Source organism: Streptomyces sp. 4N509B, from assembly GCF_052245655.1.
Taxonomy (GTDB): Bacteria; Actinomycetota; Actinomycetes; order Streptomycetales; family Streptomycetaceae; genus Streptomyces.
Genome location: NZ_JBQQBZ010000011.1, coordinates 19,915 through 39,473, shown reverse-complemented (window position 1 = coordinate 39,473; position 19,559 = coordinate 19,915). Strand labels below are relative to the sequence as shown.

Sequence of the window (19,559 nt, the reverse complement as noted above, 5' to 3'; positions counted from 1 at the left end):
ACGGCTAAGGGCCGCCCTCGGACCGCGAAGCGGTCGGCGCCTCGGCGCCGCGCGGCGGCGAGCCCGGGGCGGGCCCGCCAACGTCGGGTCCCCGGGCGGAGGCCCGGAGAGGCGCGGTGCCAGGCGACACGGGCCCGGCACGCTCCACCGGACAGGCGCCAGGCGTTCCCGAGCCATCCCTCGGGAGCCGTGCCAGGACAGGCCGAGCGTTCGACGCGACGAGCGGACGACGCGAGAGGACGGGACGGGCCGATGTCGCTACGGGAGTCGCCGCCGCGCACCCCGCCGCCGGTGCCACCGGCCGCGCCGCCCCCACCCCGGCGCCCCGCCGCGCGCCGCCGCGCGTGGCGCCGGCTGTGGCGCCGGCTGTGGCCAGGGCTGCGGCGGGTGCTGTGGCTGCTGCCCATCGCGGCGGTCGCCGCCTGGGTCGTGGGCCACCGGTCGGTCGTCGAGGACGGCGTGGGGCAGGCCCTGACGGCCGACGCCCGGTGGCTGGCCGCCGCCGTCGCCTCGACCGCCCTCGGCTTCGTCGCGGTGTCCTTCGCCCGGCAGGGCACGGTGGTGGAACGGCTGCCACCGGGGCGGCTGTTGGTCTCTCAGTTCGCCGCGGGGGCCGCCAACCACCTGCTGCCCGCCGGGATCGGCGGCAGCGCGGTCACCGTGCGGTTCATGTCCCGCTGCGGCCTGCCGCCCGCCCGGTACTCCGCCGCCCTCGCCCTGTACTTCCTGGCCGAGGGCGTGGCGCGGGTCGGCCTGCTGCTCGTGCTGTTGGCGGCCTTCCCCGGAGCGCTGCGGCTGGAGGAGGTGCTGCCGGAGCGGGTCGGCCTGCCGCTGGTGACGATCCTCGCCCTCGCCGCCCTCGCGGCCGTGGCCGGGGCGGTCTACGCCGTCCGTCCCGCGCGCAGGGCCGTCGGCGCGTTCCTCGCGACCGCGCTGCGCGACGCGCGGGCGGTGCACGCGCTGCCCTCCCGGGTCGCGGCGCTGTGGTGCGGCTCGTTCGCCTTCCCCGTGCTGCAGGCGGCGGGGCTGGTCGCGGTCGCGCTCTCGTTGGGGCTCGGGGTGCCGGTCGCCCACGTGGTGCTGGCCTACCTGGCGGCCACGGTGGTGGCCGCCGCGGTCCCCTCGCCGGGCGGCATCGGCTCGGTGGACGCCTCGCTGGTCGTCGCGCTCGTCGCCACGGGCGCGACGGTCGAGACGGCGACGGCCACGGTGCTGGCGTACCGGGTGATCACGGTGTGGCTGCCGCTGCTGCCCGGGGCGCTCACCCTGGCGGTTCTGGTGCGCCGCCGGATCATCTGAGGGCCCCGCTCGGCCGTGGCGCGGAAGACGCCGATCGCGCCGATCGCGCCGATCGCGCCGATCGCGCCGAAAGATTACCGAGACATTAAAGAGGTTTTACTGGCAGTGAACTGCCGCCAGGCACGAGGGAGTTCGCCGCCGGGCAGGTGTCATGTCGGGCGGCGCGCCCGCCGCGTGATCCAGGACACGTACCAGCGGGTTCGCGTCGAGTGGACCTATCGGGGCGACTGTGGCATCGTGCGCCAGAATCCCACAGGAGAATCTGGCCGGTACCCATGTTGTCACAGGAGCATTAAACGCGGTGTCCTCGGAAATCCCACATCTCGATAGGAAAAACCTGAAGGAGACGCCGTGAACTGGTGGATGGCACTCACCGGCCTGGGCGTGGGCACCGTCGTCGGCATGACCGGCATGGGTGGCGGCGCGCTGATGACCCCCATCCTCGTCCTCTTCTTCAACGTCCCGCCCATGGCCGCCGTCTCCAACGACCTGGTCGCCTCGGCGGTGATGAAGCCGGTGGGGGCGGGCGTGCACCTCCGGCGCGGCACGGTCAACAAGCGGCTGGTCTACTGGCTCATGCTCGGCTCGGTGCCCGCCGCGTTCAGCGGGGTGCTGCTCGCGCGCTGGCTGGGTTCGGGCGAGACCGTGGAGCACGTCATCAAGACCGCGCTCGGCATCGCGCTGCTGCTCGCCGCCGGGTCCATGATCGCCAAGGCGTACCTCCAGATGCGGGAGCGGGTCCAGGGCGGCCGGCCGCTGGACGACGACGCCCTGTCGATCCGGATCAGGCCCGTCCCGACCGTGATCGTCGGCGTCGTCGGCGGCGTGGTCGTCGGCATCACGTCCGTCGGCTCGGGATCGCTGATGATCATCGCGCTGCTGCTGCTCTACCCCACGCTGAAGGCCGGCTCCCTCGTCGGGACGGACCTGGTGCAGGCGGTGCCGCTGGTCTTCTCCGCCGCCCTGGCCCACATCATCTTCGGGGACTTCGAGTTCGGCATGACGGCCACGCTGCTCATCGGCTCGATCCCCGGCGTCTACATCGGGGCGCGCTTCTCCTCCCAGGTCTCCGGCGGCCTGGTGCGGCGCGCGCTGCTCGTGGTGCTGCTGGCCTCCGGGCTCCAGATGCTCGGGGTCTCGGTGGCCGTCACCGGGATCACCGTGCTCCTCGCCACGGTCCTCGGCCCGCTGGCCTGGATGTGGGTGCGCAAGGTCAACGGCCTGCCGCCCCTGGCGCGGCTGGAGCCGCAGGAGGCCCCGGTCGGCCAGTGACACCCCCGGGCGTCGCGGGGTGTCTCGGGGTGCTCGGGGTGTCTCGGGCCTCGCGCCCGGCCCCGGTGAGCGAGGCGAACGGACGGCGCCGGTCCCGGCACGGGGGCCGGCGCCGTGCCACGCGTGAAACTTCCTGGCGGCTCGACACCGTCGGCGCTGGTCGCCGCCGCCTTCTCCGGTCTAGACCACCGGGCATGACCGAAGCGTCTTTACGGCGGGACCTTCGTGTGCCTCACTAATGACGCGCGCACGTCATGTGCACCATCCAACGAACCGGCACCGACCACCTCGTCCCCCACCAGCGAACGCCTGGAGGTTGTCATGCGGCTCCACCGACCACCCCTGCCCCGGACCCGGTCCCGCCGAAGGAGAGCGGGCGTCGTCGCCGGCGCCCTCGGCGCGGCCCTCGCACTCGTGTTGGCCACGCTGAGCACCAGCGTCGCCTCCGCCGACACGGCACCCGCCGTGCCCGACCCCTCGGAGATCGAGCCGGGCGAGGCGTACATGGGCATCAGCCTCGACCTCGCCGACGGCGGCGCGCCGGACCGCCAGCCCGCCCCGCGCCAGCCGACGACGGGCGTGCAGGGAATCGACGTCTCGAACTGGCAGGGCTCGATCAACTGGAGCTCGGTGCGCGGCGCCGGCATCCAGTTCGCCTGGATGAAGGCGACCGAGGGCACGACGTACACCGACCCGCGGTTCGACGCCAACTACCCGGCGGCCCACGCCGCCGGCGTCATCCGCGGCGCCTACCACTTCGCGCTGCCCGACCGCTCCAGCGGCGCCACGCAGGCCAACTTCTTCGCCTCCAACGGCGGTGCCTGGTCGGCGGACAACCTCACCCTGCCCGGCGTCCTCGACATCGAGTCCAATCCGTACGGATCGTCCTGCTACGGGCTGTCGACCACCCAGATGCGGTCCTGGATCACGGACTTCTACACCACCTACAAGGCGCGGACCAGCCGCGACGTGATCATCTACACCAGCCCCAGCTGGTGGAACTCCTGCACCGGCGGCTGGTCGGGCATGGCGAGCCTCAGCCCCCTGTGGGTGGCGCACTGGACCACGGCCAACAGCCCCACGCTGCCGAGCGGCTTCTCCGTCTGGACGGCCTGGCAGTACACCTCGACGGGCTCCGTCAGCGGCGTCTCGGGCAACGTGGACCGGAACAAGTTCAACGGCTCGCGCGACCGCCTGCTGGCCCTGGCCAACAACACCCCGTAGCGGCCACGGGCCGCGGGTGCCCCAACCCGCGCGCCACACCCCCGTCGCACCGGACGACGCGACACCCCGCGATGGAGCCAGCCCCCGGGCTGGCTCCATCCGCCGTCGGCGCCCCGAGGGCACGCCACCACGACCGGCCCGCGCAGGGCCGTCATCCCGACGCCGACGGCACCGCGCGGACCGACGACACCACGCGGACCGACGGCAGCACGAGGGCCGCGGGCACCGCGAGGATCGCGGGCACCGCGGCCATGACGGACGTCCCGGACAGCCGGCCGGGCGTCACAGACTGTCGTACGACTGACCCGGCTGCCAGAGCGAGGCGCTCGAACCCAGGCGTTCGACCTGCGAGGTGAACTCCGCGGCCATCTGCATGGGGTCCTCCTGCGTGGCCGACTGCGTGGTGATGTTCGCCGCCACGGTCAGCACGCCGCTGACGGGCGCCTTGGGGGACAGCCGCACCGGGGTGCAGGTGAAGCTGAAGACCTGCGGGGAGGAGGCGTCGTAGGAGGCGATCCGCGCCTCGGGGAGCGTGGCGGTCTCGCCGGTGTGGAAGGCGCGGTCCATCGTGGAGAAGACCCCGACCGAGTCCAGGCCCGGCAGCACCTGCCGCCCCGGGCTGAGCTGCCGCACCCGGCCGAACGCCGAGCCCTGCTTGGCGTTGGCGTAGCGCATCAGGTGGTCGGGCCCCTGGGTGAGCATGATCGGGAAGGGCGCGCCGTCGAAGACGGCGAACATCTCCTGCTGCTGCGCCAGCAGGCTGTCCCGCAGCTGGAACTCCGACACCAGGGTCTGTGCCAGGCTCTGCATGCTCTCCAGGTCCTGCTGGCTCCACTTGCGCGGCCGCATGTCGCCGACGCAGATGGTGCCGAGGATCATGCCGGTGTGGTCGACGAGCGGGGTGCCGAGGTAGGAGCGCAGCCCCATCTCGTTGACGACGGCGTTGCCCTTGAAGCGGGGGTAGTCGAAGACGTCGTCGAGGGCGAGCTGCGAGCCCTGGGCGACGACGTGGGGGCAGAACCCGTAGTCCATGGGTGCCTCACGGGCGACCTCGGGGACGTCTTTCAGATCGAAGGAGATGGCGCGATCCTGCCCATCGCCGGCGTCTTCGGCGGACTTGGGAGGGAGAAACATGCCACGAAACATCTGACGTTCGTCGCTGACGAAGTTGACCATGGCCAGCGGGGTCTGCGCCAGAGCACTGGCGAGGCGCGCGACGCGGTCGAACTTCACGTCCGGGTCGGGGGCGTTCAGGCCGAGAATCTGCAGGCGCCGCCTGCGCTGGTCGCCCTCGTGCTGGGCTTGATCGGGTGTCAGGGGGTCCATGACGAGACATGTAACCAGAACGGAAACGGTGTGCGCCGCCCCTCGGGGAGAACTTCCGGTCGACTCCGTCACCTTCCCGGGCTCTCAGCGGTCAGGTTCGCTCAAGGACGACTCCGATGTGCCCCTACAAGCGCTCAACCTGACATCTTGTCCATTTTTAACCCTTCTCAACCACCGGCCGATCACTTTCCGTCATTCCTCGAAACGACACCAAGCGAATACGCTCAGTTGTACGACAATCATCCTGTGAGTCTGTCGCCCCCGGCCGCAAGCGCGTCCCCTCCCCTCCCCCACACCGCACGTGAACTCACTGCTCTCCCGTGCCAGTTGAGGCGCACGCGACCCCTGGGACACCCCCACCCCCACGACGTGGCCAACGCCGATCCGACTGTGAGGCATCTCACACAGTCACCGGGGTCACGCGGAACAGTCCGCCGATCCATCGTGTTTTCGCCAGGGAGACGCACTCCACTCCAGCCGCCGTGGGTGGCCGGAAACCGCGTCTGCGACGGAACCACCCCACGCTCCTGGGGTGGCGCGAAAGTCGCCGGACCGCCGGCGGCCCCGGCACGGGCGGCACCACCCGTCCGGTAGGGCCGCTGTCGGGCCGGACAGCCGACCAGGTGTCAGGCGCCTGTTCACCGGACCGTTTCCACAAAGAATCACCAGGATCCCGCGTTCACCCCACGATTTTCGTGGCAAGGTTCCTCCTGGCCGTACGGGGTTACCGGGACGTTGGGAAGCGACGTCAGCATTCGATCGAAGGACCTGAAGGAGCGGATGGTGGAGAGCTCGACAGCGGACGCCGAAGCACGGGCGGTGGCGGTGATCGGCATGGCCTGCCGGTTCCCCGGTGCCTCCGGGCCCGACCAGCTGTGGGACGTGCTGCGCCAGGGCGTGGACACCACCAGCGAGACACCCCCCGAGCGCTACGACGTGGACGGCCTCTACACGGACTCCCCGCGACCGGGTCCCGGCAAGATCGCCAGCCGTCGCGCGGGCTACCTGTCCGACATAGCCGGCTTCGACGCCGAGTTCTTCGGCATGTCACCCGCCGAGGCCGCGGGGCTCGACCCGCAGCAGCGCCTTCTGCTGATGACGGCCTGGGAGGCCCTGGAGGACGCGGGCCTGCGCCCCGAGGAGCTGGCGGGCAGCCGGACCGGCGTCTACGTGGGCAACAACCGCGCCGACTTCGTCGAGATGCAGTTCCGGCAGGGCCTGGAGGCCGTGACCCCCTCGATCTACCACAACTTCCGCTCCATGCTGCCGGCCCGCCTCTCCCACTTCTTCGACTTCCGCGGCCCCAGCATGATCGTCGACACCGCCTGCTCGTCCTCGCTGGTCGCGGTCCACAACGCCGCGATGAGCCTGCGCGCGGGCGAGAGTCCCCTCGCCGTGGTCGCCGGCGTGAACATCATGCTGCGCCCCGACGAGGGCGTGATGATGACGCAGGCCGGCACGATCGCGCTCGACGGCCGCAGCAAGTTCGGCGACGCCAGCGCCGACGGCTTCGCCCCCAGCGACGGCATCGGCGTCGTGATCCTGAAACCCCTGGCCAAGGCCCGCGCCGACGGCGACCGGGTTCGCGCCGTCATCCAGGGCAGCGCCGTCAGCAACGACGGCCAGTCGGGCGACGCCCTGCTGACCCCCTCGGTGGCCGGCCAGGTCGACCTGCTGCGCTGGGCCTACGAGGACGCCGGCGTCGCGCCGTCCGAGGTCGACTTCGTCGAGGCGCACGGCTCGGGATCGCCCGCCCTCGACCAGGCCGAACTCAACGCCATCGGCCGCGTGCTGGGCGAGGGCCGCCCCGCGGACCGGCCCTGCCTGGTGGGCTCCGTCAAGTCGAACATCGGCTACGCCGAGGCGGCCGGCGGCATGGCGGGCCTGATCAAGACCGTGCTGAGCCTGGAACACGGCGAGGTCCCGCCGAGCCTCCACCTCGACACCCCGAGCGCCCTGGTCGCCTGGGACGAGCTGCCCCTGGTGGTGCCCTCCAAGCCCGAGCGGATACCCGACCGCGGCCGCCCGGCCGTCGCCGGGGTCACCGGACAGGGCGTCTCCTGCCTCAACGCCCACCTGGTGGTGCGTCAGGGCGACACCCGCGCCGTCTCCGCGAGCCCGGCCGCCCCCCCGGCGCCCTCGCCCCAGCCGTGCGTGCTGCCGCTCTCCGCGCGCTCCCCCCAGGCCCTCACCGCCCTGGCCCACGCCTACGCCGCGTACCTCGGCCCCGACGGCCAGGGCACGGCCCACCCGCTCCGCGACATCTGCTACAGCGCCGCGACCCGCCGCCAGCACCACGAGCACCGGACGGCCGTCGTCGCCTCCTCACACGAGGCGATGGTCGCCGCGCTCACGGTCCTGCGGGAGCCCGGCGAGCCGACCACCCTGGCCGAGGCGGTCGCCGAACGGTACCGCGACGGCCACGTCGTCAACTGGGAGGCGTTCTTCGGCCCCGGCTGCCGCTTCGTGCCGCTGCCCACCTATCCCTGGCAGACCAAGCGGTACTGGCTCGGCGACCACCAGGAGGAGGACGCCGACCTGGCCACCGCCGTCCTGCGCGCGCACGTCCGCGACGGCCAGGAGGAGTACGCCGACAGCGCCCTGCTGTCCGAGCTCGGCATCGACTCCCTCGCCCGGCTCCAGATCATCCTGCGCCTGGCCCGCGAGCACGGCTACGAGGTGGAGGCCGAGGAGCTCGGCGAGCTCCGCACGGTCGGAGAGTTCCGGCAGTGGCTGAGCCTCCAGGAGGCGCAGGCCGCGTGAGCACCACACCCCCCACCCTCTACGACTGGTTCGCGCGGACCGCGGACCGCTTCGGCGACCTCCCCGCGCTGGAGGTCGCCGGCCAGACCCTGAGCTACCGCGAGCTGCGCGACCGCGCCGAGGCCGTCGCCGCGGGCGTCGTCGCCACCCACGGCGAGGTCACCCGCCGCCGCGTGGGCCTGCTGGCGGGCCGCACGCCCGACGGCTACGCGGGATACCTCGGGCTGCTGCGGACCGGCGCCACCGTCGTGCCGCTGAACCCCGACTTCCCCGTGGCCCGCACCACGGCCATGGCCGCGGCCTCCGGCGTCACGCTCGCGGTGGTGGACGCCACGGCCGACGGCGCCGCCGAGGCGGCCTCCGGGCTCGACGTCCCCGTGCTGACCGTGGAGCGGGCCGAGCTCGCCGCGGCCGCAGGCACCCCGTCACCGGCTCCCGCGCCGCCCCTGGTGGCCACGCCGGACGACATCGCGTACGTCATCACCACCTCGGGCTCCACGGGCGTCCCCAAGGGCGTCCCCATCCGCCACCGGAACGTCTCCGCCTACCTCGGCCACATCGTCCCCAAGTACGACGCCGGCCCCGGCAGCCGCGTCTCCCAGAACTTCGACCTCACCTTCGACGGCTCGGTGCACGACATGTTCGTCGCCTGGGGCGCCGGCGGCACCGTCGTGGTGCCGCGCCGCAGCCAGCTGCTGTCGCCGGTGAAGTTCATCGCCACCGCGCGCCTGACGCACTGGTTCTCCGTGCCGTCGCTGGTGTCGTTCGCCTCCCGGCTCGGCACCCTCAAAGCCGGCCGCATGCCCACGCTGCGCTGGTGCATGTTCGGCGGCGAGCCCGTCCCCCTGGCCGGGCTGCGGGAGTGGCGGGTCGCCGCCCCCGACGCCACCATCGAGAACGTCTACGGCCCGACGGAGACCACCGTCTGGTGCACCGGCTACGTGCTGCCCGCCGACCCCGCCCACTGGCCCACGACCGCCAACGGCACCGCGCCGATCGGCACCTGCCACCCGACGGTGGAGTCCCTCGTGCTGGGCGACGACGGCCGGCCCGGCACCGAGGGAGAGCTGTGCCTGCGCGGCCCGCAGCGCTTCCCCGGGTACCTCGACCCCGCCGACGACGTCGGCCGCTTCCTGGCCCTCGACGAGGACGGCACGGTCCACCACCACACCGGGGACACCCCGCTGACGGAGGACCACTGGTACCGCACCGGCGACCGCGTCGCGATCGTCGACGGGCAGCTCGTCCACATGGGCAGGATCGACCACCAGGTCCACGTCCGCGGCTACCGCATCGAGCTCGGCGAGATCGAGGCGCTGCTGCGTCAACAGCCGGGCGTCCGCGACGCCGTGGTGCTGGCCGTCCCCGGCCGGGACGGCGACGACGAGCTGGCGGCCGCGGTCACCGGGGTGGGCTGCGACGCCGAGCCGATGTACGCGGCCCTGACCGCCCGTCTACCCGCCTACATGGTTCCCCGTATGATCACCGTCCTCGACCACCTGCCGCTCAACGCGAACGGCAAGGTCGACCGGTACGCCCTGGCCGACGTCCTCAGGAGCGTCAGCCACTAGACCCCTCGCACCACCTGTCGACAGTCTGTGAGGCCCGCACTTGTTCGATGCGATCGTGGTGGGTGCCCGGTGCGCCGGCTCACCCACGGCCATGTTGCTCGCCCGCGCGGGATACCGGGTGCTCCTGCTCGACCGGGCGGAGTTCCCCTCCGACACCCTCTCCACGCACCTGATCCACCAGCCCGGCGTCGCGGCCCTCGCCCGCTGGGGCCTGCTGGACCGGCTGCGGGCCACCGGCTGCCCGCCGATCGACCACGCCGTCTACGAGGTGGCCGACATCCGCCTGGAGGGGTGCAGCCGCGGCGTCGAGGGCCAGCGCGCGGCCTACGCGCCGCGCAGGTACGTCCTGGACACCATCCTCCTCGAGGGCGCGATCGCCGCGGGCGTCACCTTCCGCTCCCGCTGCTCGGTCAACCGGCTGCTGCGCGACGAGACCGGACGCGTCGTCGGCGTGGCGGGCACCCACGAGGGCCAGCCGTTCGCCGAACGCGCCCGGCTCGTGATCGGCGCGGACGGCATGCGCTCGGCGGTCGCGCGGTTGGTCGGCGCTCCGTACACGCGGCGGGAGCCGTCGCTGACCTGCGCCTACTACGCGTACTACGCGGACGTGCCGGCCGTCTTCGAGTGCTACGAGAAGCCGGAGGGCTGGGTGGGCGCCGAGCCCACCAACGACGGCGCCACGCTCGTGCAGGCGTACTTCCCGCTGACCGCGTTCAGCACCGTCCGCACCAACGCCCACCACTTCTTCGACGAGCAGATCCGCACCACCGCCCCCTCCCTCCACGAGCGGATCCGGGGCAGGCAGCCCCTGGAGCGGCTGCGGGGCACCGGTGACCAGCAGAACTTCTTCCGGCAGGCGTCGGGGCCCGGCTGGGTCCTGGTGGGCGACGCCGGCCACCACAAGGACTCGATCACCGCACGGGGCATCACCGACGCGTTCCACCAGGCCGAGTCCCTGGTGCGGCTCGTCGGCGACGGACTGGCCGACCCCGACCGGCTCGACGCCGCGCTGGAGGCCTTCGGCGGCGAGCGTGACGCGTCGCTCACGGGCGGCTTCGAGGCCACGCTGAGCGTCGCGCGCCTCCAGACCCACGAGCAGCGCCTGGCCCTTCTACGCGCGGTGCGACGCGACCCCGAACTGACCACGACGTACTTCGACCTGGTCGCCGGCATCGGCTCGGCCGCCTCGCTGTACACCCCCCGCCTCCTCGCGCTGATGTGATCACTGTGACGTCGTTCACGCCAGCGGAAACCGGGCCTTGATGAGGTAACCCGGCATCACGACTTCCCCCTTCGGGGCGGAAGCTGATAGACCACAAGCCATGGCGCAAGGGGACCTCCCGCAGGGGGACTTCGCGTAACCGAAGAACCCGCCCCTTGAGCCGCCAATCACGGCGTGACCTGGTACGGTGCACCGAGTCGGGTGACCAGCGTTGACACTCCGTCAACACTCGCACGCCGTGTGCGTCCCTTTCCCCACACCGCTATCGTCGTTTCCGCCACGAGGAATCAGATGTCAGGCATACGCGACCGGCACAGAGTGCCCAGGGCCCTGCGCACCTCCCTACGGGTCTCTCTGGCCCTGCCCGTCCTCATCGCCGTGCTCGCCCTCGCCGGGCTGGCCGCCTACCTGGGGAACGGGCTCGTCAGGGACGGGCTCCAGCTCCGTGCCGGCGCGGACCTCGCTGAGGGGGCCGGCGAGCCGGCCCACCAGTTGGTCACGCGGCTCCAGGACGAACGTCTCGCCACGGCCGCCTGGCAGGCGGCCCCCGGCCCGGAGACGCTGGCCGCCCTCCAGGAGGCGAGAGGCCGAAGCGACACCGCGGCCGAGGCCTTCCGCGCCGCCGACAGCGAGAACGCCGACCGCGCCGCGGTGCGCGAGCACGCCACGCGCCTGTTGGAGGCGCTGGAGGCGCTGGAGGCGGAGCGGCTGGCCGTCGACGAGCAGGAGTCCAGCACCGTCGAGGCGTACCGGTTCTACACCAACGCCACCGACCACGGCGTCGCGCTGCTGGGCGCCGCGCTCCGCGTCGAGGACGGCCAACTCGCCCAGGACGCCGCCGCGGCGGCGGGGCTGGTGCAGCTGGCCGAGGCCGTCGCCCGCCAGCACGCGCTGGTGGCCGGCGTACCGGACGGCGAGGGCGCGAACGGCGCGGTGCGCGAGGCGTTCGCCCAGGCCGTGGCCGTCCAGCGGCAGGCGCGGACCGCGCTCCACGCGGGCGACGTGCCGCCGCCGCAGGGCAGCGGGTACGAGTCCCTGACCGAGACCCCGGAGTGGTCGCTGCTGGTGGCGGCGGAGACGCCAGACTCCGGCGGCACCACCGCGATGCCCGAGCCGGCCGAGGCGTGGCGGGAGGCGGCGGAGTCCTCGGGGGCGATCCTGCGCGACCTCGGCGTCGACACCGTCGGGGGCGTGGGGTCGGACGCCTCCGGCCGGGGTGGTCAGCTGCTGGTCGCCGCGGCCCTCGTCGGCCTCCTCGCGGCGGCCGTCCTCGTCGGCGCGGCCCTGTTGGCCTGGCGCATGTCGCGGTCCCTGGTGGGCCGGCTGACGCGCCTGCAGCAGACCGCCTCGCGGCAGACCGAGAGCGACCTGGCGCGCATCGTCGAGCAGACGGCCCCCGAGCCGCAGGGCCCGCGCGAGGACGAGCGGTCGGAGGAGGACTTCGGCAGTGACGAGGTCGCCCGGCTGGCGGAGGCGCTGCGCCAGCAGTGGCACCTGGTCGTGGACACCATCCAGCGGCAGGCCCGTGGGCGTGAGGGGTCCGAGCGGGTCTTCCTCGGCCTCGCCCGCCGCACCCAGGTCCTGATCAACCGCATGATCCCGATGCTCGACAAGCTGGAGCGCGAGCACCAGGACTCCAAGCTGCTGAAGGACATCTTCGCCGTCGACCACCTGGCGACCCGCGTGCGGCGGCACACCGAGAACCTCCTCATCCTCGGCGGCGCGCTGCCCGCCCGCCGCTGGAGCAAGCCCGTCCCGGTCTACGAGCTGATGCGCAGCGCGATCTCCGAGACCGAGGACTACAGCCGGGTGGAGGCGCTGCCCGCGCCCCAGATCTCGCTGGCCGGCCGGGCCGTGGCGGACGTCGTCCACCTGCTCGCCGAGCTCATCGAGAACGGCACCTCCTTCTCCCCGCCCGAGACCAAGGTCACCGTCAGCGCGGAGATCGTGGCCCGCGGACGGGTGGCGCTGGAGATCGTCGACCGTGGCCTCGGGATGTCCGACGAGGAGTACGACCGGCTCAACCGGCTGCTGTCCGACGCGCCGAAGCTCGACGTGATGGCGCTGGGCGAGGCGCCGCGGCTGGGCCTGTTCGTGGTCGCCCGGCTGGCGAAGCGTCACGGCCTGGAGATCTCGCTGCGCAAGTCGCCCTACGGCGGGACGCTCGCCGTGGTGCTGCTGCCCAGCGAGCTGCTGGAGGAGTCCAAGTCGCTGCTGGCCGGCCTCATCCCCGACGGCCTGGCGGCCGCGGCGGGCGACGGCGAGCCGGGCGTCTCGTCCTCCTCGTCCGAGCGGGCCGAGCGGGCCGAGCGGGCCGAGGCGGAGACGCCGTGGCGCGAGTCGGTGCGTCCCCCGGCCGCGCCGCCCATGGTGCCGCCGCTCTCCCCCGGGCTTCTGGAGCCCGACGCCCCCGAGCCGGAGTCCCCGTCGCTGCTGCCCACGCCGGAGCCCGTCGCGGCCCGTCCCGTGGTGGCCCAGACGGACCTCGACGCGCCGGGCCGTCCGCAGCGGCGCATGGACTACGACCACAGCGGATACCCCGCGTACGGAGGTGCGGGCCTGTTGCCGAGCCTGTCCGACGAAGAGGCCGCCGAGCTGGCGGCACGGACCCACCCGCCGGTGGACCGGGACCTCACGCGCGAGGACCGTGTGTCCGCACGGGCCACCACGCCCGAGGCGCCCCCGGCGTCGTCCGCGGCGATGCCGCCGCCCGCCTCCGCCGCGACGCGCTCCCCGACGGCGAGCGTCCGCTCCTCCGGCGGCGACGGCCTGATCGACGCGGCGGACGACGGCAGTTCGCAGCAGCCCACGCACGTGACGGCGGCCGGCTCGCAGCTGAAGCTGCCCGTCCGGGTGCGGGGAGAGAGCCTTGCGGAGCAGCTGCGCGTCGAGGCGAGCGCTCTGATGGAGGAGGAAGAGGCTCACCGCAGTGCGACGGCGTCCCAGTCCCCCGACCGGGCCGGCGCCATCATGGCCGCCATCCAGTCGGGTAACCGGCGCGCGCGCACCACGGAGCCCTCAACGCCAGCTGGTGGACATGATCCTGAGGCGGGAACGCCCGGACATGGCGCCGACCCGGAAGGATCTGCGAGGAAGGATCAGCGATGACTGACCAGACCCAAGCCAGTGCCCACCTCAACTGGCTTCTGGACAACCTGGTGGCCGGCGTGCCCGAGACCCACCACGCGATCGTTCTCTCCCAGGACGGTCTTCCGCTGGCGCGTTCCGCCGGCCTCAACCAGGACGACGCCGAGCACCTCTCCGCCGTCGCCTCCGGGCTCCAGAGCCTCTCCCGGGGGGCGGCACGGCGTTTCCACGGCGGACACGTGCGGCAGACGGTGATCGAGATGGACAACGCCTTCCTGTTCGTCACCAACGCGGGGCAGCGCGCGCAGCTCGCGGTGCTCGCCTCGGACAAGGTGGACGCGGGGATGGCGGCCTACGAGATGACCCGGATCGTCCAACAGGTCGGGGAGTACCTGAGCGCCGCGCCCCGCACGGAGGCGACCACCGGCCGTCACGGTCAGGCTCTGTGACCTCGTCAAGGAAGTCCGGATGGTTCGACGAGGGGGCCGGATACCTGGTCCGGCCCTACGCGATCACCGGAGGGCGCACCGAGCACAGCGGATCCGACTTCGCGCTGATCACCCAGGTGGCGGCGAGGCCATCGGCCCGCCTGGACCAGCGCAGGGAGCAACCCGAGCTGACCGCCATCCTCGAACTGTGCCGGGGCCGCCCCCAGGCGATCGTCGAGATCGCCGCGCGCCTCGACCTGCCGGCGAGCGTGGTGAAGGTGCTCTGCGGAGACCTGCTTGACAAGAACATGATCTCTATTAGGGCCCCGGATAGGGAGTCGGGCGCCCCGAGTGTGGAACTACTTGAGAGGGTTATCGATGGCATCCGCAGACTCTGACCAGTCAAGTGGTTCCCTCATCCTGCCGACAGCACTGAAGATCCTGGTCGCCGGCGGTTTCGGGGTGGGCAAGACCACGATGATCGGTTCGGTGAGCGAGGTCCCCCCGCTGGAGACCGAGGAGTACATGACCCAGGCCAGCCTGGGCATCGACGACCTCGCGGGCACGCCGGACAAGGCGACCACCACCGTCGCCATGGACTTCGGCCGGATCACCATCGACCCCCAGCACGTGCTCTACCTCTTCGGCACGCCGGGCCAGGAGCGGTTCTGGTTCATGTGGGACGACCTGTCCTACGGCGCGCTCGGCGCCGTCGTGCTCGCCGACCCGCGTCGGCTGGCGGACAGCTTCGCCTCGGTCGACTTCTTCGAGCAGCGCCGCATCCCCTTCGCGATCGGCGTCAACTGCTTCTACGGTCAGCGGGACTGCACCGCGGCGGAGATCAACGCGGCGCTCAACCTGCGCTCCCCCGCCCCCGTCGTCATGTGTGACGTGCGGCAACGCCACTCCAGCAAGACCGTGCTGCTGGCGCTGTTGCAGTCGGCCAAGGCGCTGGCGGTCGGCTGAGTCGCACCCGCCCGACACGGCCACCCGGACGGGCTGGGAGGGGTGCGCCGAGGACGTCGCCCCCGTCCGGTTCGATCACACGATGGTCAACTTTTCGACACCTTGGCACACCCGTACGACAAGCTCCTGAAGAGGGAGTAGCCTACGTCCTCTCCTGCGGAGTCTCTTCGCGATGAGCCGCCGCGATACTCGCAGCCGATGAAGGACAGGTGACGTCGTCGTGCCCACGGATCACGCATGCCAGGCGGCCGCCGAGGAGGCCGCCCGCGGCATCACACCGGTCCGCGCGCTCCTCTCCCCCGCCCACGCGGCGCCCGCGCCCCGCCCGGCCGCGGACGACGAGGACGTCCCCGTCATGATCCGGCAGTACCTCGGCGGCGGCTTCAGCCCGGGGCGTGAGGCCAACGGCTCCTCAGCCGCCGAGGCGCCCTCGCCGGAGCCGGTGGGCACCGCCGCGGGCGGGGCCGTGCTGCTGACGTTCCTCGAAGGGCTCCGCGCCGACCTCGGCGGCACCCTGGTGGAGTGGTACGCCGAGCTGATGGTCCGGGTGCCGCACGCGCTGTCGGTCGTGGCCACGGTCGCGCCCGAGTTGGAGCCGCCGGGCGAGCCGAGTGAGTGGAAGGTGCTGTCGGAGCTGAAGACGCTGGGCCAGGAGCTGCTGACCGTCCTCGCGCGGCTGCGCCCCAACGACCGTGTGAGCCAGCTGAGCTGGCGTCTGGCCCTGGTGGAGGACGCGTTCGCGGGCGCGCTGCGGCGGCTCGACGTCCCTCCCGGGGTGTCCGCCAGGGCCGCGGCCGACGTGGCCGCCGCGGCGGGCTCGCTCTTCGGGATGCAGCGGCAGCCCTGACGCGGCCGCAACCCGTGTGTGGTGCAAGGGGATTGACGTTCCTGCTCACGGGTGATGTCATCGGGCCGCGTTCACCGGATCACCTCGACGCGTCAGGCCCGTGACGGGACGGGGAGGGTTCGGTGAGCGAAGCGCCGCCGGAAGGCTGGGCCGGGGCGCGCCGTCGTCAGGTCGTCGCCATCGGCCTGTCCGACTCGACACCGACATCCCTCAAGGTGAGGACGCACCCATGCAACAGCCACGACAGCCACGGCTCGTCACCACGCTCTCCGTCACCACCCTCGCCCTGCTCGCCAGCGGCCTGGCCACCGCCTCCGCGTCCGCCCAGGAGGCGCCCGCGACCGTGAGCGCGGACTGGGACAGCCAGTCGATCGCCTACCTCGCCGCCGACGGCCAGGTCAACGACCTGTACGTCATGTCGATGGGCTCCGTCACGGAGGGCAGCAGGCGCATCGGCTTCAACGACGAGGTACCGATCCAGGCCGGCGAGAACTGCCTCTACCTCGACCCGTCGGACGACACGTTCGTCGTGTGCGAACTGCCCACCACCAGCGCGCTGCCGGACGACGTCCAGATCTCCCTCGGCGACGGCGACGACTACATCTTCACCAGCGACCCCGGCGTGTCGGTCGTCGACGGCGGTGACGGCAGCGACGAGATGCACGCCCACTCCGCGAAGACGATCATCGGCGGCGCGGGCGACGACATGCTGATGGGCGGCCTCGTCATGCTCGGCGGCGACGGCATGGACCACCTGATGGGCGACGACCGCGACCAGGAGCTGCGCGGCGGCCGGGGCATGGACCACGTCGAGGCCTTCGGCGGCGCCGACGTCGTCTACGGCAACTCCGGCGAGGACCATGTCACCGGCGGCCGCGGGGACGACGTCATCTCCGGCGGACCCGACAACGACACCCTCTACGGCAACAGTGGCAACGACACCATCCGGGGCGGGGGCGGCGACGACACCCTCTCGGGTGGCCCTGACACCGACGACGTCCTCCAGTGACGCACGGTCGCGCGCAGACGCTTCCCTGACCCCGTGTCGGAGTCGTTCGCGCGCGACCCCTTGACGGGATAGAGAGCGCTTACCATCCTGCGGTGCCATGAGCCTCTTCCGTCGCTGCCGTGCCATGACCGCCCGCCTGCTGGTGCCGGCGCTCGCGCTCCTTGTCCTTCCCGCGACCGCGGGCGCCGCGCCGGCGCCGACGGCGGCACCGCCGTCGGCCCCCACGCCACAGCCCGCCGCGGCGCGCGGCGTGTGGACCGACACGCCCGTCGGCTTCGCCTCGCTCGACGCCCACGGCCTGAACGGCACCACCGGCGGCGCGGGCGGCCCCCAGGTCACCGTCAGCGACCTGGCCGGACTGGTCAGGTACGCGCAGGCGCCCGACCCGTACGTGATCCGCGTGGCCGGCACGATCGAGGTCGAGCCCTTCGGCGAGATGATCGCGGTCGCCTCGAACAAGACGATCGTCGGGGCCGGGCCCCGCGCCGCGATCGTGGGCGGCGGCCTGCACCTGGACCAGGTCTCCAACGTCATCGTCCGCAACCTGACGTTCCGCGACTCGTACATTCCCGGGGACTGGGACGGCAAGAGCCCGGAGAACGACAACGACGCCGTCCGCATGGACACCGCCCACCACGTCTGGATCGACCACTGCGCGTTCCTCAGGGGCGGCGACGGCCTGGTCGACGTCCGCCGCGACAGCGACTACGTCACGCTCTCGTGGAACCTCTTCGCCGGCCACAACAAGACCCTCGGCATCGGCTGGACCGAGAACGTCGTCACGAAGATCACGATCCACCACAACTGGTTCCGCGGGACCTTCCAGCGCAACCCCAGCATCGACAACACCGAGGCCGCCCACTTCTACAACAACCACCTGGAGCACTTCGGGCAGTACGGCACGATGAGCCGCGGCGGCGCCCGCGTCGTCGCCGAGCACAACCACTACGCCGAGGGCCAGGACCCGATCGTCGTGAAGGACCCGACCGCCCAGCTGCTCCAGCGCGGCAACGTGTTCGCCGACACCTGGGGCCGCGCGGACGAGGCGGGCGAGGCGTTCGACCCGGCGGCCTACTACCCCTACACCGCCGACCCGGCCCGCGCCGTGCCGAGGATCGTCGAGCGGCACGCGGGCCCCGTCGGCCCCTCCCCCTCCGCCTCCCGGGTGCCGGACACCCTCACCGTCGCGCTCGACGGCAGCGGGGACTTCGCCAGCGTGGGCGCCGCGCTCGACGCGATCCCCGCCGGCCACCCGGGCGCGGTGACGATCGAACTGGCGCCGGGGGTCTACCGGGAGGTGGTCCACGTCTGGCCGACCGAGGCCGAGATCACCCTGCGCGGCGCCTCCGGCGACCCCGCGGACGTCACCCTCACCTACGACCTGGGCGCCGCGCAGCAGAAGTTCTACGGCGGGCCGAACGGCGCCGCGGGCAGCGCGACCCTGTCGGTGCTGGCGGACGACGTCACGCTGGCGGACCTGACCGTCGAGAACGCCTACGCGGGCGAGGGCGCGGCGGTGGCGCTGCGCACGGTCGGAGCGGGGACGCGCCTGACGGACGTCGTGCTGCGCGGCGAGCACGCCGCCGAGGCGGGCGTGACCCGCTGACGTACGCCGTGGGAGGCGAGGTCACGCGGGCGGCGGAAAACCACTGGCGCCGCCGCCCGCCCCCGACCACCCTGGCCCGGTGACCAACGACTCGTCAGGCTCCGTGTTCGCCGATCCCCACTACGCCGCGTGCTACGACGCCTTCTTCCCCGCGAAGGAGCGGGACGACTTCCGCTTCTACCTCCCCCGGGTGATGGCCGCCCGCTCCGTCCTGGACGTCGGCTGCGGCACGGGCGTGCTGCTCCACGACGCCCGCGCGGCGGGCCACACCGGGCGGCTCGTCGGCCTCGACCCGGCGGAGGGCATGTTGACGCGGGCGCGGCGGCGGACGGACGTCGAGTGGGTCCTCGGCGACCTGCGGTCGGTCTCCTTCGACGACCCGTTCGACCTCGTCGTCATGACCGGCCACGCCTTCCAGGAGCTCGTCACCGACGAGGAGCTGCGGGCGGCGCTGGCCGCCGTCCGCACCGCCCTCGCCGACGGCGGCCACTTCGCCTTCGAGACCCGCAACCCGGCGGCGCGCGGCTGGGAGCACTGGGAGTCGGAGTACGCCCTGTCCGTGCCCGACCCGACCGGGCTGCCCGGCTTGGTGCGGCTGTCCATCCACGCCGAGACGCCCGTGACGGGCGACGTCGTCCACTCCGTCACCCGCCTGACGGGGCCCGCCTGGCCGGGCCTGGTCAGCAGCCGCTCCGCGCTGCGCTTCCTCGACGCCGCCGCGGTGACCTCCTTCCTGGCCGAGGCGGGCCTTGAGGTGGTCGAGCGGTACGGCGACTTCGACCGGTCGCCGTTGACGGCGGCCAGTCCCGAGATCGTGACCGTGGCCCGCGCGGTCCCGCGGGCCGGCACGGACGTGACCGGGCGGTCCTGACGCGGGCGCCCGACGTCGAGGGCCCCGTCCGGAGCGGAGCGGGCCGGGCCGTGCGGCCGTCAGGCCGT

The 19,559-nt window shown here is 72.8% G+C and carries 15 protein-coding genes; 14 read left to right on the top strand and 1 reads right to left on the bottom strand.

Features of this window, described 5'->3' with window-relative positions:
• The first annotated feature begins 252 nt into the window (after positions 1–252).
• The 3 genes from ACTWP5_RS13260 to ACTWP5_RS13250 all read left to right on the top strand — a co-directional run bounded on the left by ACTWP5_RS13260 (position 253) and on the right by ACTWP5_RS13250 (position 3,795).
• Positions 253–1,299, top strand: a complete 1,047-nt coding sequence (locus tag ACTWP5_RS13260; RefSeq protein ID WP_443221096.1) for a lysylphosphatidylglycerol synthase transmembrane domain-containing protein — start codon at positions 253–255, stop codon at positions 1,297–1,299.
• 351 nt (positions 1,300–1,650) lie between these two features.
• On the top strand, positions 1,651–2,571 hold the full coding sequence (locus ACTWP5_RS13255; RefSeq protein WP_443221095.1) for a sulfite exporter TauE/SafE family protein: 921 nt from the start codon (positions 1,651–1,653) through the stop codon (positions 2,569–2,571).
• A 321-nt stretch (positions 2,572–2,892) separates the two neighbouring features.
• Positions 2,893–3,795: a GH25 family lysozyme gene (locus ACTWP5_RS13250; protein WP_443221094.1), complete on the top strand. Its 903-nt coding sequence runs from the start codon at positions 2,893–2,895 to the stop codon at positions 3,793–3,795.
• A gap of 282 nt (positions 3,796–4,077) precedes the next feature.
• Here ACTWP5_RS13250 and ACTWP5_RS13245 read toward each other — a convergent pair whose 3' ends face one another.
• A complete protein-coding gene (locus ACTWP5_RS13245) occupies positions 4,078–5,121 on the bottom strand; it encodes a GAF domain-containing protein (protein WP_443221093.1) in 1,044 nt (347 codons plus the stop codon).
• A gap of 780 nt (positions 5,122–5,901) precedes the next feature.
• On the opposite strand from ACTWP5_RS13245, the gene ACTWP5_RS13240 reads away from it, so the two are divergent.
• From ACTWP5_RS13240 to ACTWP5_RS13190, 11 genes are all read left to right on the top strand, one after another.
• The gene (locus ACTWP5_RS13240) at positions 5,902–7,884 is read left to right on the top strand and encodes a beta-ketoacyl synthase N-terminal-like domain-containing protein (protein WP_443221092.1); all 1,983 of its coding nucleotides are present in this window, start codon (positions 5,902–5,904) and stop codon (positions 7,882–7,884) included.
• A complete protein-coding gene (locus tag ACTWP5_RS13235) occupies positions 7,881–9,455 on the top strand; it encodes an amino acid adenylation domain-containing protein (protein WP_443221091.1) in 1,575 nt (524 codons plus the stop codon). Before ACTWP5_RS13240 ends, ACTWP5_RS13235 begins: the two co-directional genes overlap by 4 nt.
• A 55-nt stretch (positions 9,456–9,510) precedes the next feature.
• Positions 9,511–10,677 (top strand): NAD(P)/FAD-dependent oxidoreductase, encoded by a 1,167-nt coding sequence (locus ACTWP5_RS13230; protein ID WP_443221090.1) that lies wholly within the window; start codon positions 9,511–9,513, stop codon positions 10,675–10,677.
• Positions 10,678–10,968: 291 nt separating this feature from the next.
• A complete protein-coding gene (locus tag ACTWP5_RS13225; RefSeq protein WP_443221089.1) occupies positions 10,969–13,785 on the top strand; it encodes a sensor histidine kinase in 2,817 nt (938 codons plus the stop codon).
• Positions 13,782–14,213, top strand: coding sequence for a roadblock/LC7 domain-containing protein (locus ACTWP5_RS13220; protein ID WP_443221088.1), 432 nt, complete (start codon positions 13,782–13,784; stop codon positions 14,211–14,213). The genes ACTWP5_RS13225 and ACTWP5_RS13220 overlap by 4 nt, the downstream gene beginning before the upstream one ends.
• The gene (locus ACTWP5_RS13215; RefSeq protein ID WP_443221087.1) at positions 14,210–14,590 is read left to right on the top strand and encodes a DUF742 domain-containing protein; all 381 of its coding nucleotides are present in this window, start codon (positions 14,210–14,212) and stop codon (positions 14,588–14,590) included. Before ACTWP5_RS13220 ends, ACTWP5_RS13215 begins: the two co-directional genes overlap by 4 nt.
• Positions 14,571–15,158: a GTP-binding protein gene (locus ACTWP5_RS13210; RefSeq protein WP_443221086.1), complete on the top strand. Its 588-nt coding sequence runs from the start codon at positions 14,571–14,573 to the stop codon at positions 15,156–15,158. The genes ACTWP5_RS13215 and ACTWP5_RS13210 overlap by 20 nt, the downstream gene beginning before the upstream one ends.
• A 220-nt stretch (positions 15,159–15,378) precedes the next feature.
• On the top strand, positions 15,379–16,005 hold the full coding sequence (locus tag ACTWP5_RS13205) for a hypothetical protein (protein WP_443221085.1): 627 nt from the start codon (positions 15,379–15,381) through the stop codon (positions 16,003–16,005).
• 229 nt (positions 16,006–16,234) lie between these two features.
• A complete protein-coding gene (locus ACTWP5_RS13200) occupies positions 16,235–17,014 on the top strand; it encodes a calcium-binding protein (protein ID WP_443221084.1) in 780 nt (259 codons plus the stop codon).
• Between the two features lie 97 nt (positions 17,015–17,111).
• A complete protein-coding gene (locus tag ACTWP5_RS13195) occupies positions 17,112–18,620 on the top strand; it encodes a pectinesterase family protein (RefSeq protein WP_443221083.1) in 1,509 nt (502 codons plus the stop codon).
• Between the two features lie 79 nt (positions 18,621–18,699).
• A complete protein-coding gene (locus tag ACTWP5_RS13190; RefSeq protein WP_443221082.1) occupies positions 18,700–19,491 on the top strand; it encodes a class I SAM-dependent methyltransferase in 792 nt (263 codons plus the stop codon).
• The last annotated feature ends 68 nt before the right edge of the window (positions 19,492–19,559 follow it).